This window comes from Stenotrophomonas sp. STEN035 (genome assembly GCF_056759935.1).
This window is the reverse complement of sequence record NZ_JBRRDY010000024.1, coordinates 1-15564: the sequence shown is the minus strand read 5'-3', so window position 1 is coordinate 15564 and position 15564 is coordinate 1. Positions and strand designations below refer to the sequence as shown.

Annotated in this window: 7 protein-coding genes; 5 read left to right on the top strand and 2 right to left on the bottom strand. The window is 63.8% G+C overall.

Translation table 11 applies throughout. The annotated features are described in order from the left end of the window. Nucleotides 1-64: 64 nt before the first annotated feature. On the top strand, nucleotides 65-1924 hold the full coding sequence (locus tag ACVOLL_RS13605) for a sigma-54-dependent Fis family transcriptional regulator (protein WP_481513381.1): 1860 nt from the start codon (nucleotides 65-67) through the stop codon (nucleotides 1922-1924). A gap of 250 nt (nucleotides 1925-2174) precedes the next feature. On the opposite strand, the gene eda is transcribed toward ACVOLL_RS13605, so the two are convergent. Continuing rightward, nucleotides 2175-2813 (bottom strand): bifunctional 4-hydroxy-2-oxoglutarate aldolase/2-dehydro-3-deoxy-phosphogluconate aldolase, encoded by a 639-nt coding sequence (gene eda, locus ACVOLL_RS13600; RefSeq protein ID WP_481513380.1) that lies wholly within the window; start codon nucleotides 2811-2813, stop codon nucleotides 2175-2177. Then, nucleotides 2800-3822, bottom strand: a complete 1023-nt coding sequence (locus ACVOLL_RS13595; RefSeq protein WP_481513379.1) for a sugar kinase — start codon at nucleotides 3820-3822, stop codon at nucleotides 2800-2802. Before ACVOLL_RS13595 ends, eda begins: the two co-directional genes overlap by 14 nt. Before the next feature lie 273 nt (nucleotides 3823-4095). Between ACVOLL_RS13595 and ACVOLL_RS13590 the strand changes: the two genes are divergently transcribed. The 4 genes from ACVOLL_RS13590 to ACVOLL_RS13575 all read left to right on the top strand — a co-directional run bounded on the left by ACVOLL_RS13590 (nucleotide 4096) and on the right by ACVOLL_RS13575 (nucleotide 15440). After that, complete coding sequence (locus ACVOLL_RS13590) at nucleotides 4096-6861, top strand: TonB-dependent receptor (protein WP_481513378.1); 2766 nt, start codon at nucleotides 4096-4098, stop codon at nucleotides 6859-6861. Between the two features lie 209 nt (nucleotides 6862-7070). Then, nucleotides 7071-10241: a TonB-dependent receptor gene (locus ACVOLL_RS13585; RefSeq protein ID WP_481513377.1), complete on the top strand. Its 3171-nt coding sequence runs from the start codon at nucleotides 7071-7073 to the stop codon at nucleotides 10239-10241. 78 nt (nucleotides 10242-10319) lie between these two features. Then, nucleotides 10320-11405, top strand: a complete 1086-nt coding sequence (gene pelA / locus ACVOLL_RS13580) for a pectate lyase (protein WP_481513376.1) — start codon at nucleotides 10320-10322, stop codon at nucleotides 11403-11405. Between the two features lie 246 nt (nucleotides 11406-11651). Beyond that, nucleotides 11652-15440 (top strand): LamG-like jellyroll fold domain-containing protein, encoded by a 3789-nt coding sequence (locus tag ACVOLL_RS13575; protein ID WP_481513375.1) that lies wholly within the window; start codon nucleotides 11652-11654, stop codon nucleotides 15438-15440. The last annotated feature ends 124 nt before the right edge of the window (nucleotides 15441-15564 follow it).

Here is a 15564-nt window from a genome sequence, read left to right as displayed (position 1 = left end):
CGGTGTGGTGTTAATCGGAACAGTGGTTTGAACAGCTGTCGCAAAATGCGACACAGGAGCGCTCATGGCACTGGCACTGCAGCATCGCGTGGGCAACGCCCGCCGCTCGTTCTTCGAGCGCGGCACCACGCCCGTGGGCACCGTGCCCGACACTATCCTGCAGTCGTGGCGGCGCTGCCAGCGCAGCGGCCTGCTGGTGGATGCCGAACCCGCGCTGGAACCCCTGCCCGGTCACAACCTGCGTGAACTGCGCGAGCGCCATGAGCGTCTATGGCGGCTGGCGCGCGCCGAGCTGGACGGACTGGCCGCACATACCGCCAGCACCGGCAGCATTGTGCTGCTGACCGACGAGAGCGGCTGGATCCTCAATGCCGAGGGCAGCGCCGGCTTCCTCGACAAGGCCGGGCGGGTGGCCTTGATGCCAGGCGTGTGCTGGAGCGAATCGGCGGTGGGCACCAATGCCATCGGCACCGCGATCGTGGAAGGCCGCGCGGTGGAAGTGCGCGGCGGCGAGCACTACTTCGCCCCGCACGGCATCCTCAGCTGCTCGGCCATGCCCATCCACGATCCACACGGGCAACTGGCCGGTGTACTCGACATCAGCGGGCCGGCCAGCGTGCAGCAGATGCATGCGATGGGCCTGGCGCGGTTGGCCGCCAATCGTATCGAGCACCGCTTCTTCGAGAACGGTATTGGCGACTGCGAACTGCTGCGCCTGCACCACGACCGCACCTTGCTGGGCACCGCAGGTGAAGCCGTGCTCGGCTTCCGCAATGGCCGCCTGGTGGCAGCGAATGGTGTAGGCCTGCACCTGTTCGGTCTGGAACGTGGCGACATCGGCCGCGCGTCGTATGAAGCACTGTTCGAGATGCCGTTGTCGCGGATGCGCGACGAAGGCATGTTGCAGGATCGCAGTGGTCGCGTGCTGCATGGCCAGCTGGATGCGCCAGTACCCGCATCGCGCACACGGGCAACCAGCGCTGCGCAACCACTGGCGCGGCCATTGCCAAGTACCGTCGCTGCACCTGCAGTGGTGTTCGATGCAGGCCAGCGCGATCAGCTGTTGCGTGCTGGCCGCGTTCTGGAAGCAGGCCTGCCGGTGTTGCTGCAGGGCGAAACCGGCACCGGCAAGGAAGTGGCGGCACGCGCGCTGCACGCGCAGGGCAGCCGCAGCAGCAAGCCCTTCGTCGCGGTGAACTGTGCGGCGTTGCCAGAAGGTCTGATCGAAGCCGAATTGTTCGGTTACGAGGAAGGCGCCTTCACCGGCGCACGTCGACAAGGCAGCCAGGGCCTGCTGCGGCAGGCGCAGGGTGGCGTGTTGTTCCTCGACGAAATCGGTGACATGCCGCTGGCCTTGCAGCCGCGCCTGCTGCGCGTGCTGCAGGACCGCGAGCTGTCACCGCTGGGCGGCGGAAAGCCAGTCAAGCTGGATTTCATGCTGATCTGCGCCACCCACTGCGACCTGCAGCAGGCGATGGACGAAGGTGGTTTCCGGTCGGATCTGTACTACCGCATTGCCGATCACGTGATGCGGCTGTCGCCACTGCGTGAGGCACAAGATCGCACGCAACTGCTGCAGGCGATGTGGCAGCCCTTGGCGCAAGGCCGTGTGTTGAGCGTGGACGCGGAGCATTCTTTGGTCGCGTATGACTGGCCGGGCAATCTGCGCCAGCTCGCGGCCTGTCTGCGGACCCTGGTGGCGCTGACCGAGCCGGGTGCGGTGATTGATAGGGAGCTGCTGCCGGAGTATCTGCATCAGGCTGCGCGACGTGTTGCTGCTGCGCCGGTGGTGGATGGCAGCCTGCAGGAACTGGCTTTGGATGTGATGCGGCAGACCTTGGTGGCCTGCGATGGGAATGTGAGTCTGGCGGCAAAAAAGCTGGGGGTTAACCGCAGTACCTTGTATCGGCGGTTGAAGCTCTAAAGCTGAGCAACAGCAACAGCAACAGCAACAGCAACAGCAACAGCAGCAACGGCACCCCTCCCCGGCCCTCCCCTGCGCGTTGCGCAAGGGAGGGGGTGGTTCGTGCGGCCTGCAGCATTCCGCGTAATTGCAGCTTCAGCCCCCTCCCTTTGCCGAAGGCAAGGGGAGGGTTGGGGAGGGGTAGGCTTTTGATCTTGATCTTGATCTTGATCTTGATCCAATCCCCAATCCCCAATCCCCAATCCCAGCATCAACCCGGCAAAACCGCCGCAGCCCGCGCCAGTTTCTCAATCCCCGCCCAATCACGCGCCTGCAACAGCTCACGCGTGGTCAGCCACGAACCACCCACGCACAGCACATTCGGCAGATGCAGGAACTGCGAGGCGGTCTGCGCGCTGATACCGCCGGTCGGGCAGAACCGCACATCACCAAACGGGCCATTCCAGGCCGACAGCATGCCCACGCCGCCAGCCTGCACGGCCGGGAAGAACTTGAACGTATCCAGTCCGTGCTCCAAACCGCGCATCAGCTCGGACGAGGTCGCCACACCCGGCAGGAACGGCAGGTCGGTATCGCGCGCCGCCGCATACAACGTGTCGGTGGCGCCAGGTGACACCGCAAAACGGCCACCCACTGACTTGAGCTTCTCCATCTGCGCCGGCGTCAGCACGGTGCCGGCACCGACGACCGCGTCCGGCACGGCCTCGACCATGGCCTTGATCGCATCCATCGCGTTTGCGGTGCGCAAGGTCACCTCGATCACCGGCAGGCCGCCGTTGAACAGTGCCTGCGCGACCTGCACCGCATCGTCGACATTGTCGGGGGTGAACACCGGAATCACCGGTGCCAGTTTGAGCACTGCGCGTACGCGCGGATCAGCGCCGGACATCGAACTTTCCTTCGCCCATCAGGGCCATGACGTCGGCAACGCCGACTGGGTTGAAATCACCGGGAATGGAATGCTTCAGGCAGCCAGCGGCCAGGCCGAAGCGGATCGTGGTTTCCGCATCCATGCTTTCGATCAGGCCGTGCAGTACGCCGGCCGCGAATGCGTCACCACCGCCGATGCGATCGACGATATCGGTCAGCTCTTCGGCTGGCGCCAATGCACGGGTGCCGTCACGGCCGAGCAGCATCGCGCCCAGCGAATGGTGGCCGACGCTGTGCGCGGTGCGCTGCGTGCAGGCCATGTACTGCAGGCGCGGGAAGGCGGCGAATGCCATCGCTGCCGCGGCATCGACGCGCGCCTGCGGTTCGGGCTGGTTGAACTCGCCGCCCAGCACCACGCCGATGTCGCGGTAGTCGGCAAACACGATGTGTGCGCAGTCGAACAGGTCGCGCAGGATCGCCTTGGCATCGCCGCCCCAGCGTTCCCACAACTTGGGCCGGAAGTTGCCGTCGAAGGACACCTTGATGCCGCGCTCGTTGGCGGCGCGTGCGGCGGCCAGGGTCGCTTGTGCGGCTTCCAGGCCGAGCGCCGGGCTGACCCCGGACAGGTGCAGCCACTGCGCGCCCTGCAGCAGCGCAGGCCAGTCGTAGCTGTCGGCACTGGCGCTGGCGAAGGCCGAGTCGGCGCGGTCATAGACCACTTCGCTGGGCCGGTGGCCGGCGCCGGTGGTCAGGAAGTACAGGCCCATGCGGCCGTCGCTGCGGCGCACGCGCGAGGTGTCCACGCCGTGGCGGCGCAGTTCACCGGCCACCGCTGCACCCAGCGGGTTGTCGGCAACCACGCTGATCATCGCCACATCGTGGCCGAAGTGCGCCAGCGACACGCCGACATTGGCCTCGGCACCGCCGGCATGCACGTCCAGCGTGGGCGACTGCAGCAGCAGTTGATTGCCGGGCGCGCCCAGGCGCAGCAGCAGCTCACCAAAACAGACAACACGGGGGGAAATCATCGCCATTCCTGTCTCCTCGTCGATCGGCGCGCATCATGGCACGGTTGATTGACTATCGGTGTCATTCGGTCGCCACTGTCCCTTCGGCTGCCCGTGTTACCGTCCTCCAATGTCCTTCAGACAATGGTTTCCGCCCTGTTCGCTCCCTGTTGCAGTGCAAGATGCTCCCTCTTCACGCAGCTGCTACTTTCCGTTTTGACCAGCGGTGTCATCCGACGGAAAGCACAAGCCGGAGCCACTGCATCGAATGCAAACCTTGGAGAGGGGAAGCACATGAATCCACGTAATTCGCAGAAAAAGACACCGGTTACCTTGCTCGCATTGGGAATCAGTTTGGCCCTGCAGGCTGGCGTTGCCATGGCCCAGGACGCAGCTGCGCCGGCCACCGGCGGCACCGCCGCCACCGAACTGGACGCGGTGACCGTCACCGGCTACCGCGCCAGCGTGGAGAAAGCGCTGGACATCAAGCGAGGCGAAGCCGGCGTTGTCGATGCCATCGTCGCCGAGGACATCGGCAAATTCCCCGACAGCAACCTTGCCGAGTCGCTGCAGCGCATTCCTGGTGTGGTGATCACCCGTGATGGCGGCGAAGGCCGCAATATCTCGGTGCGTGGCCTGGGCCCGGACTTCACCCGCGTGCGTATCAACGGTCTGGAAGCACTGAGCACGGTCGGCAGCAGTGACGGCCAGGGCGGCACCAACCGCGGCCGTGGTTTCGACTTCAACGTATTCGCTGCCGATCTGTTCACCCAGCTGATCGCGCGCAAGACCGCATCGGCCGACGTTGAAGAAGGTTCGCTCGGCGCCACCGTCGACCTGCGCACTGCGCGCCCGTTCGACTATGACGGCCTGACCATCGTCAGCAATGTGCAGGCCTCGTACAACGATGCCTCCGAGTCGGCGATGCCGCGCTTTGCCGGCTTGATCGCCAACAGCTGGGCCGATGGCAAGTTCGGTGCACTGCTGTCGGTTGCTTACTCCGAGCGTGAGACCGTGGAAGAAGGTAGCGGTACCGTGCGCTGGGCCGGTGGCACCACCAATGGTGGCTTCAATGCCGCCTCGCCGTTCAAGGATGCCTTGAAGGCAGATGTATATTCGCCGCGCTTCCCGCGCTACACGCTGATGGAGCACGACCAGAAGCGTCTGGGCGTGACCGGTGCGCTGCAGTTCAAGCCCAGCGACCGCACCACCTTCAGCCTGGATGCGCTGTACTCCAAGATCGATGCCAAGCGCGATGAGAAGTACATCGAAGCCAACGGTCTGAGCAAATCCGATGCACTGGGCAAGCGTGAGATCGTCGTCAAGAACGGTGAAGTGCGTAACGGCGCGCTGGTCTATGCGGAAATGGATAACGTCGATATCCGCGCTGAGAACCGCCACGACGAATGGACCACTGATTTCTACCAGATCAGCCTCGACGGCGAGCACCGTTTGACCGACAACTTCACCATCACCGGCAAGGTAGGTACCTCGCGCTCCAAGCACGAGAACCCGATCCAGGCCACCATCATGATGGACAAGCTCAACGTTGACGGTTACAGCTACGACTACCGTGGCAACCCGAACAAGCCGGTCTTCAACTACGGCGTCAGCCCGACCGATCCCACCGGTTGGACGTTGTCCACCATCCGCCTGCGTGAGAACTACGTCACCAACGATTTCGACACCGGGCAATTGGAGTTCTCGTGGGTGATTGGCCCGTCTTTCACTCTGGAAGGCGGCGTGCAGGCCAAGAACTTCAGTTTCGACTCGATGGAGCGTCGCCGCGTCGGCAATGAAACCGCCGTGCCAACCTTCAACGGCAGCAAGATCGTGCCGGTCAACATGACCGAGCTGGCCAGCCTCAACGGCATGTCCGGTTCGCCGGGCAAGTGGGTGGTGCCGAACTTCAATGGCATCGTCAATGAATTTGATGTGCTCAGCGGCGAAGGCATCTATGCCTTGGTGGACTATGCAGCCAGCATCCGCAGTGTGCAGGAGCAGGACCGCGGCGGTTGGCTGATGGGCAAGTTCGGTTTCGACATCGGTTCGGTGCCGGTCAGCGGCAATATCGGTGCGCGCTACGTCAGGACCAAGCAGACCTCCAGTGGTGTCGCCTCGGCCAGTGGCACGCCTGTCAACACCACGGTCAGCCGTGAGTACAACGACTTCCTGCCGTCCTTGAACCTGGTGGCGGAAATCACCCCGGACTTCCTGATCCGCTTTGGTGCGGCCAAGGTGATGTCGCGTCCGGGTCTGGGCAGCCTGACTCCAGGTGTGAACGTCAGCGTCAGCGGCAGTGCGCGTACCGTCAGTGGCGGTAACCCGATGTTGGACCCGGTGCGTGCCAAGACCGCCGATCTTGGCTTTGAGTGGTACTTCGAAGAAGGTGCGATGCTTGGTGTCGGCCTGTTCTACAAGAAACTGGAGAGCTTCATCCAGCCGACCAAGGAAAGCCGTGTGTACTCAAGCAGTGGCCTGCCGGCCAGCCTGCTCGACAACCTCAACGCCACTGTCGATGACGAGTTCGTGTTCAGTACCCCGGTCAACACTCCCGGCGGCGATCTGACCGGTGTGGAAATCAACTACACCCAGCCGTTCACTTTCCTGCCGGGCAAGTGGGCCAACTTCGGCACACAACTGAATTACACCTACGTCGAGTCGAAGATCCAGTACGTGACTGCCGGTGGTGTCATGGCGCAGAAGGACGACCTGACCGGTCTGTCGCGCAACGCTTGGAACGCCACCTTGTTCTATGAAGGCACGAGCTGGTCCGGCCGCGTGTCGGCGACCAACCGCGACGATTACCTGATTCTGGTACCGGGCACCGAAGCTGGCTTCGACAGCAAGGGTCTGGGTGTGCACGGCCAGAGCGGCACCACCTTCGTTGATGCGTCCATCCACTACCGCATCAGCGACCAGCTGGAGATCAGCCTGGAAGGCGCCAACCTGACCAACGAAGCACAGGAATCGTGGGTGTCCAACCCGTCGGTATCGTTGCCGCTGGAATACAGCGAAACCGGCCGCCAGTTCACCCTGGGCCTGCGTTACAAGTTCTGATAGCCGCACTTTGGCAGGGGTCGGATCGCATTCTCTCCGCAGATCCGCCCCTGCTTTTTCATCCTCCGCAGGCCATGGTCATGCCATGGCCTGACGGCTGTCCACGTGCGGCCGCAACGGCCCGACAGCACGTCTGAAGTGCTCGCCAGGGATATCCCCACACCCCTCCCAGTTCGCTTGATTCCCCGTCCGGGGAAGGAGCCCACCGCATGGATCGTAAGCGCCGTTTTGGAAAGACACCGGTTACCTTGTTGGCAACCGCCATTGCTTCGGTATTGACCGCTCCCCTCGCCTTCGCCCAGTCCGCACCTGCGGCCGCCGAGGCCACCCAGCTCGATGCAGTGAATGTCACTGGCTACCGCCAGAGCCTGCAGAAATCGCTGGACGAAAAGCGTTACACCACCGAACAGGTGGACGCGATCTTCGCCGAGGACATCGGCAAATTCCCCGACCAGAATCTCGCCGAGTCGCTGCAGCGCATCGCCGGTGTATCGATTGATCGCGAAGGCGGCGAAGGCCAGCGCATCTCGATCCGTGGCTTGGGCGCGGACTTCACCCGCGTGCGCCTCAACGGCCTGGAAGCATTGGCCACCGCCGGCAACGGCAGCAGCGGCGTCAACCGCAGCCGCGGCTTCGATTTCAATACCTTCGCCTCCGAGCTGTTCAGCCAGGTCAAGGTCAACAAGACACAGTCGGCGCAGATGGACGAAGGTTCGCTGGGTTCAACCGTCGATCTGCGTGGCTCGCGACCGTTTGATTTCGCCGGTTTCCAGGCCTCGGCATCGGCGCAGGCCGGTTACGGCGAGCTGTCGGAAAAGTTTGATCCGCGTTTCTCCGGCCTGATCAGCAACACCTGGGCCGATGGCCGCTTCGGCGCCTTACTGTCGGGCTCGTACAGCAAGCGCACCGTCTACGAGGAAGGCTACAACCCGGTGCGTTGGGAACACGGCAACCACCGCAACTCCAACCAGTCCACTGCGGCCAACAACGGCACCTACGGCTTCTGTACGCCGGTGGGCTACAACCCGCAGACGCCACGCAACCCGGCCTCCAACGAAACCGCAGCCGGCAGCGGCAGCCAGGCCAACCAGGACCGCAACAATGGCTGGGGCAGCTACGGCATCAGCAAGACCCATTGCGGCAATGGTCTGCCGCGCCCGGCCAATACGCCGGAGAACATCGCCGCCTACGAGACCGCGACCAATGCCTGGATTCCGCGCTATCCGCGCTATGTCCGCACCGCGCATGAAATCGAGCGGCTGGGTGTAACCGGCGCGTTCCAGTTCCGCGTCTCCGATGACACCTTGCTCAGCTTCGATGCGATGTACTCGAAGCTGGACAAGGATCAGCGCGAAGATTCCATCGGCGCCAACCTGCACCGTGCCGCCAACCTCGGTGGCAAGACCCAGATCGTGGTGCGCGAGGCCGAGGTGGACGCGCAGAACCGGCTGATCTACGGCGTGTTCGACAATGTCGATTTCCGCACCGAGTCCAGCCTGATCGAGGAATCGACCACCTTCCAGCAGTACAGCCTGAACCTCGAGCATCACTTCAACGACGCGGTGAAGATGGAGGCCGTGCTCGGCCACTCCAGCTCGGACTATGAGCGCCCGGTGTTCTCTCTGGTGAGCTTCGACAACAGCAATGTCGATGGCTTCGTGATGGACATGCGCAACGGCGGTGACATGCCGAACATGACCTTGCCGTTCGCCCTGAACGACCCGGCGGCATGGTCGTGGCTGGGCTACGGTGCGGTGCCGGTCAACAGCAACGGCACCGCGCGCGGCAGCAACATCAGTGAAGTGCGCTTGAACCCGAGCTACGTCAACAACGCCTTCGATACCGCCAAGATCGACCTGCAGTTCAACATCAATCCAACCTTCACCCTGCGTACCGGCCTTGCCTACAAGGACTACGACATGGAGTCGGAGGAATACCGCCACATCAGTTACGGCCGGCTGGCCCAGGCCCTGCCGGCAGGTGTCACTGTGGGTGACCTGAGCACCACGCTGACCGGCTTCGGCAAGAACCTGTCCGGCAATGTGCCGAACGGTTGGTTGATACCGGACTTCGGCAAGATCGCCGAACTGCTCAACATCAACTGCAATTGCGATACCGGCGTGCAGGGCGGGGATTACCGCTTGGCTGGTGTTGGTCACTTCGGTGCTTCCAACAACAATTTCGAGGTCAACGAGCGCAGCCTCGGCGGCTACCTGCAGTTGGACTTCAACACCGAGCTGTGGGACCGCGCCTTCCGCGGCAATCTCGGCGTGCGCGTGGTCAACACCCAGATCAACGCCTCGGGCTGGGCGCCGTGCAACGCAGCTACATCGGGCAACAACTCGGCCAACTGCGAATCGTTCTTCGGTGTGGCCAGCGCGACGGCTGCAGCCGGTGAACGCTCGCTGGTGCGCTCGGTGGTCAACCACAGCTACCAGGACGTGTTGCCGTCACTGAACCTGGCCTGGGACGTGGCCGAGAACGTGGTGCTGCGTTTCGGCGCGGCCAAGACCATGGCGCGTCCGACCCTTGCCTACCTGTCACCCAGCGTCAGCGGTGGCCCCACCGGCTACTTCGATGACGGCCGCGTGTTCGCGATCAACCTTGGCAATCCCAAGCTGGATCCGTTCCGCTCGACCAACTACGACCTGAGCGCGGAGTGGTACTTCGGTGATGGCGGCCTGCTGTCGGCGGCACTGTTCTACAAGGACATCGACAGCTATGTGCAGCGCACCCGCCTGCTGACCACCTGGGGTGACATGGGCTACTCGCTGGACCTGTTGCCGGCTGGCTTCACCGCCGACACCGTGTTCAACGTGCAGAGCTACTACAACACCCCGGGCGGCCCGCTGAAGGGCTACGAGTTGAGCTACCAGCAGCCGTTTACCTTCCTGCCAGGCATCTGGAGCAAGTTCGGCATCCAGCTCAACTACACGCATGTCGAGTCGAGCATCAAATACATGTTCAGCTCGGCCGGCAACAGCAATACCAGTATCACCACCACCTTCACCGACAACGACCTGGTCAACCTGTCGCCGAATTCGTACAACGCCACTTTGTACTATGACGATGGCAAGTTCAGCGCCCGTGTTTCCACCAGCTACCGCGACGGCTACATCGGCGAGATCCTCAGCCAGGAAAGCGTCTGGGACCTGGACGGCAACCAGTTCGCAACACCGGATGTGACCGGCAAGAACAGCGTGCGCAACGTCGACTTCAACATGTCGTACAAGGTCAACAAGAAGTTGTCGCTGACTTTCGAGGCAATCAACCTGCTCGATACGCCGGATGAACGCTACGTGGACTCCGCGCGGCAGATGGCCGACCGCTACACCGTTACCGGTCGCCAGTATTACGTCGGCGCACGCTATAAGTTCTGAGATGAGACAGGCGCACGGCCAATGCAGTAACACCGGGATGCCAGCACGCTGGCGTCCCGGTGCACGCAGGAGGATGCGATGAGGCGTTTATGGTTGTCGACCGCGCTGTTGATCAGCGTGGGCTGGAGCTTCCCGGCGGCGCATGCGGCGGTGCCGCGCACCGAAGCAGAGGCCGAGAACATGCTGCTGCTGCAGACCGCTTCCGGCGGTTGGTCCAAGCAGTACCAGGGCAAGGCGGTGGACTACCTGCGGGTATTCAGCGCCGACGAGCGCGCAGCGTTGCAGGCCCCGGATCGGCTGGATGACGCCAACATCGACAACAAGTCGACCACGCTTGAGATCCGCCATCTGCTGCAGGTATGGAAAGACACCGGCAACGCGGCATACCTGGGCGCCGCACGGCGTGGCGTGGACTATCTGCTGGCCGCGCAGTACGCCAATGGCGGCTGGCCGCAGTACTACCCCGAGCGCTCGCTGTACCGGCACCAGATCACCTTCAACGACGACGCGATGACCCGCGTGCTGGATCTGCTGCAGGACATCGCCGAAGGCGCGCCCGCGGTTGCGGGCTTGCCGCCGGACTATGCAGGCAAGGCCAACGCCGCGTTGCAGCGCGGCCTGCAGAATGTGCTGGCAACGCAGGTGCGAATGGATGGCCGGCTTTCCATCTGGGCCGCGCAATACGACGAGGTCAGCCTGCAACCGGCCAAGGCGCGTTCCTACGAGCTGCCATCGCTGGCGGTATCCGAGTCGGTGGGCGTGCTGCGGCTGTTGATGCGCCAGCCCGAACCGAGCCCGCAGACCATCGAAGCCATCGAGGCAGGTCTGCAGTGGCTGCAGGCCAATGCCTTGCTGGACCTGGCGATGCGCAAGGTCGAGGCACCGGAGCAGCCCAGTGCCAAGGACGTGCTTGTAGAACCTTTGGCAGGCGCACGGTTGTGGGCACGCTTCTACGATCTGCAACAGGGGCGGCCGATGTTCGTCAACCGCGAGGGTGAGCGTGTGGCGCGCTTCGCGGATATTCCGAACGAGCGCCGGGTAGGTTATGCCTGGTATGGCGTGTGGCCGGAGCAGTTGCTGGAACGGGAGTGGCCGAAGTGGGCGCAGCGGCATGGGCGAGAGCAACCCTCTCCCCAACCCCTCGCCGGGAGGGAGAGGGGCTAGCTGTTCCCTTCTCCCTCCGGGAGAAGGTGGCCCGAAGGGCCGGATGAGGGTGAGGGCGAAGCCCACGCAATCCTGCATTGCGGATGTGCTCGACCCTCTCCCCAACCCCCGCTCCGCGCCCCGGCCCTCGCGCCAGCGCAAGGGCGTTCGTAGCGGCGCGAACCTTTGGTTCGCGAGCGCCCCTTCTCACCCCGGAGGGAGAGGGGCTTAAGCAAGGCAGTCAACCGATTTGGAACGAGTTAGACAATGAACCAGAAAACCGTGTTGCGTCCCACCCACCTCGCCTGCGTACTGGGCCTGCTGTTGGCACCGTTGAGCGCGGCCGCGCAGTCGCCGGAGCTGTTGTTCCGCGTATCGGCGGACAAGGGCTTCGTTGCTGACAGCGCAGGTGGCGATGCCACCCCGAACTTCCAGGACAAGGTAAGCCTTGTCGACGATGGCGCGCATGGTCGCGCCATCCAGTGGCAGGACGACGGCGTGCTGTCGTGGAATGCGCCCGGCAACATCCAGGCCGAGCGCGGCACCCTGTCCTTCTTCTGGCGCTCGCGTTATGCGGTGGGCGAAGCACCGTTCGTGATCTTCCGCGTCGGCTACGCCGACCACAGCAGTTGGGACATGGCCTGGCTGCGCATCGACTGGAATGGGCACGGCTTCGATGCCTTCGTAACCGATGCCAACCTGGCCCGCACACGCGTCTCGTTCAAGCTCGACAAGAACCCTTCGCCCGAGCAATGGCAACACATCGCCTTTGCCTGGGACGAAGACAAGGGCGTCAAGTTGTTCATTGATGGCCGTGAGGTCGCACAGGCGGCAACCACCGGCGACTACGACGCAGCGCTGGACCAGCTCGGCCTCGCCGGCCGGGTGATGGCGCCCTACCAGGTGCAGAGCCGCTACAACTTCCTGCGTGGCAGTGACTTTGACGAGATCCGCGTCTATGACCGCATGCTCGATGCTGCCGGTGTCGCTGCACTTGCCCGCAATGCCGAGCCGCGCAGCGCCGAGAGCGGCAGCGCCTCGCAACGCGCCTGGTGGCACCGCTATGGCTGGGAAGGTGCTGCACCGCCGGCACTGAGCGCGCAGACCACAAGCATCCGCAAGGTCGAGTTCGCCGATGTGAAGGACAAGCTGCAGTGGATGTGGAAAGGCACCGATGGGATTGCCGAAACCACCTGGCCGGGCGTCTATAACCGCTCGCGCCTGCCGGGGCGCAATGATTACTTCCAGCTGCCGGACTGGAACACCTATGTGGAAGGTGGCCAGCAGCTGGACCTGACGGTTCCCGAAGGCGAACACATCAATCGCATCGAGATCCGCGGTGCCGCCTACGGCGAGCTGAAGGGCTCGGCCGGCACCCTGTTCAAGCGTCCGCAAGGCGTGGTGCGCAGCGTGGACAGCTTCACCGACCAGGTCGGCGGCACGCTGCACTTCCACAACACCGCGCAGGAAACGCCGATCCAGGAAATCTGGGGCTATCAGGTCAGCGACGCGGCCGAGCCGGAAGGCACGGTCAAACAGCGTTACCAGATCGACAGCAGCGTGCTGCCGGACTACACCAATATCGCAAGCCTGCGCGACTACATCGACGGCCGCTTCGCGCCGGATGAGCGCAGTACGGTGATGGCGCTGCCCAAGGGCGCAGGCTCGCGCAAGCGCGCTGCCGACAGCCTGCCGGCCAAGCCGATGCCGATCGTGCACGTACTCATTCCGTCCGGCGTCGGCGATGCACCGGCCGCGCAGCCACTGATCCGCAGCTGGGCGCACAGTTGGGAGAACATGTACGACGGCCTGGATGGTGTGGCGATCGATATCCCAGCGTTGGATCTGCCGGCGACGCATGACGGTCTGATCCCGCTGAACATCCGCATCAAGGACCCGATCTGGCCGGCGCGCGACATGATCGACGTTTCGGTGTCGGTGAAGCCGGGCGAAGCACGCACGCTGTGGCTGGACCTGCGCGACCGCATCCTCACCGCCGACAGCCTGTGGATCTCGGTGGCCTCGGCCGCGCCCGGCTTCAATGCCGCATCGCTGGATGGCGCCGAAGTGCGGCTGGTGTTCAAGGAACGCAAGGAGGCGATCAAGCAGCACGTCGCCGACCGCTTCAACCAGGTGCGCGACAACTGGGGCTTCCTGGTAGAGGAGCACACCACTTCCAAGCGCCAGCGGCTGTACTCGCGCGTCTATGCTGATCTGAGTGATCTGCTGCGGGTCGATCCAGACCATGAACTGGGCCGCTTGTATTGGAATTACATCAGCTACAACAGCCAGGGCAAGCCAGCGTTCGAGCAGCCGCAGGCACCGAAGGGCGTGCCGCTATGGGCGTTCCGCCAGGTTGAAGACCTGAAGTACGCGCGTCGCTTCATTGACTGGTGGATTGAGAACCGGCAGGTCGCTTACGGCGATTTCGGCGGCGGCATTTCCGATGACAGCGACCTGACCCAACAGTGGCCGGGACTGGCACTGATGGGCGTGGAGCCCGAGCGCCTGAACCGCTCGCTGACAGCGCTCTCCGACGCGGTTTACCGCAACGGCATGTTCTCCAACGGCCTGAGCACCATCGAGACCGATGAGCTGCACGCCTACGAGGAAGGCATCAACGCCAACAGCGCGATGCTCTACCTCAACTGGGGCGATCCGCTCACCGTCGAGCGCCTGATGGAGACGGTGAAGGCCTTCGACGAACGCATCATCCTGCGCAACCCGCAGGGCAACCTGCTGTTCTCCAGCAACTGGTTTGGTGGCAACAAGGTTTACCGCGAGCCGAACTGGCAGTGGCAGAAACCGTATTCGTTCCCGGCGCTGCACCCGGCCTTCCTGATCGGCGAGTACAACGCCGATCCCACCGGTCGCAAGCTGGTTACCGGTCTGGCTGACGGCTATCTGGCCCACGCTTACAAAGACGACAAGGGCCGTTTCACCCTGCCCAACGAGATCAACTGGGCCACCGGCAAGACCCGTGGTGGCGAGTTGAACCAGGGCTCGGGCAGTGGCGATGTGATGCACACCTTCTGGGCTGCGTGGCGCTGGACTGGCGATGCCAAGTACCTGCAGGCGCTGGACTACCGGGTGGTGCGCGGCGGGCCTGGCGTGCTGTCCAACCTCGGCGAGAACTACGTCGATGTGCTGGGCAGGCAGCAGGACTGGGGCAAGCAGCTGGTGGCCGACGCCGACAAGGGCGGCAGCGGCTTCGCCGCGATCAGCGCCTGGCAGCAGACCGGCGACAAGAAGTACCTGGAAGCGCTGCACGCCGACGGCATCCAGGCCAAGGCGCAGCGCGAGTACATGAACACCGAAGGCCACTGGTGGAGCGACCGCGTCGAAGCCCCGAGCGAGTTCCTGCAGCGCCTGCGCCTGGGCGGCATCGGCCTGAAGCGCAACCAGAGCTGGCCGGGTCATACCGTCAGCTGGCAGTTCGCCCAGCCTGAGGGTGCCGAGCAGGTCGCCTTGCTGGTGCATGCGCCGTCACGTGAGCGCTTCAAGGTGATTGCTTACAACCTTGGCAGCACGCCGTTGGACGCGACCATGACCGGCTGGAACATCGCCGCCGGCACCTGGCGGATCCGCAGTGGCGTGGATCGTGATGGCGATGATGTGATCGACGGCAAGGCGGAGGTTCGCGAGGTGTTGCTGGAGAAGAGCGTCGGTACGCAATTGCGGTTTGCATCCAAGCAGAACCAGGTATTCGAGTTCGAGCTGGTGACGCCGGGTACGCCGGTGGAAACGCGCGCGGACCTGGGCATTGGCCGTGGTGATCTGAAGATCGACGGTGAGCGCGTGCTGTTGACCGTGCACAGCCTTGGGCATGTCGGGACTGGCGCTGGTTATGCGGTGCTGGAAGATGCGCGCGGTCGTGAGGTCGCTCGGGTTGCGGTGCCTGCATTGGAAGCGCCGTTGGATCTGTCGCCGCGGACGACGACGGTGGAGCTGCAGATGCCGGCCGGGTTCAAGCGTGAGGGCGCGAGCGTGCGGGTTGGTCTGGAAGGGGATGGGGCTGAGGTGACCAAGCTCAATAACCGGCTGCCGCTGCAGTGATTGTTCAAGTCCCTCTCCCGAAGGGAGAGGGACTTTGCTGACTGTAGTGCCCGCCCGCCGCCAGGCGACGCGTGTCGGCGTAGGCAAGAAGCGCACCGGCGGGGCGCCTCACCGCACGAGGATG

Excerpts from the sequence above, each read along its gene's own strand:
- eda (WP_481513380.1), bottom strand. The coding sequence starts at position 2,813 with ATGTCCGGCGCTGATCCGCGCGTACGCGCAGTGCTCAAACTGGCACCG.
- pelA (WP_481513376.1), top strand. The coding sequence starts at position 10,320 with ATGAGGCGTTTATGGTTGTCGACCGCGCTGTTGATCAGCGTGGGCTGG.
- ACVOLL_RS13575 (WP_481513375.1), top strand. The coding sequence starts at position 11,652 with ATGAACCAGAAAACCGTGTTGCGTCCCACCCACCTCGCCTGCGTACTG.
- ACVOLL_RS13595 (WP_481513379.1), bottom strand. The coding sequence starts at position 3,822 with ATGATTTCCCCCCGTGTTGTCTGTTTTGGTGAGCTGCTGCTGCGCCTG.
- ACVOLL_RS13590 (WP_481513378.1), top strand. The coding sequence starts at position 4,096 with ATGAATCCACGTAATTCGCAGAAAAAGACACCGGTTACCTTGCTCGCA.
- ACVOLL_RS13585 (WP_481513377.1), top strand. The coding sequence starts at position 7,071 with ATGGATCGTAAGCGCCGTTTTGGAAAGACACCGGTTACCTTGTTGGCA.
- ACVOLL_RS13605 (WP_481513381.1), top strand. The coding sequence starts at position 65 with ATGGCACTGGCACTGCAGCATCGCGTGGGCAACGCCCGCCGCTCGTTC.